Origin of the sequence: Flavonifractor sp. An306 (assembly GCF_002159455.1) — a bacterium.
In the GTDB taxonomy this organism is placed as follows: Bacteria; Bacillota; Clostridia; order Oscillospirales; family Oscillospiraceae; genus Flavonifractor.
The window spans coordinates 1-550 of the sequence record NZ_NFIQ01000265.1; the positions used below are offsets into that span (position 1 = coordinate 1).

Genomic DNA, 550 nt, shown 5'->3' on the forward strand with positions numbered 1-550 from the left:
GGTTTGACACGTTCCCATTGTTCTGTTGTTAATTCATAGCATTTCATACCTCTAGTTTCGCATATCTGCTCCTTTTGTGCAACTTTTATTTTTCAAACAAGCCCTAAGCGTCTTGTAAGAAATTTCACCGATGTACTTTTTCATTTCATTAAATCGGACAACACCGAACTCCATCAGGGTATAAAGGATAGTCATTTTATATTTTCCGTTAATCAGCGACAATGTGTAGCTGAATCCGGTGGAGCTAAGGCACTCATTGGAAATACATCTCTCGCTCATTTTACGCTCTCCTTAAGGTAAGTATTTAACTTTGTTGTAAGTATCGCACTTCAATGTGCGTACTTGTTTTTCTTTTAATTCTCGCTACAATTTTAATATAAGCACCGGGAAAAGTCAATCCCGTAAGAAAAGGAGGAAAAATCCCATGCAGAGTTATGAATACTTAGGGCTTGTTTGAAAAATAAAAGTTGCACAAAAGGAGCAGATATGCGAAACTAGAGGTATGAAATGCTATGAATTAACAACAGAACAATGGGAACGTGTCAAACCT

General features: G+C 36.9%; 1 pseudogene. It reads right to left on the minus strand.

Annotated features, from left to right (window positions below):
- Positions 1–90: 90 nt before the first annotated feature.
- Positions 91–279, minus strand: a pseudogene (locus B5F88_RS20050) (winged helix-turn-helix transcriptional regulator); the annotation flags it as partial.
- Between the last annotated feature and the right edge of the window lie 271 nt (positions 280–550).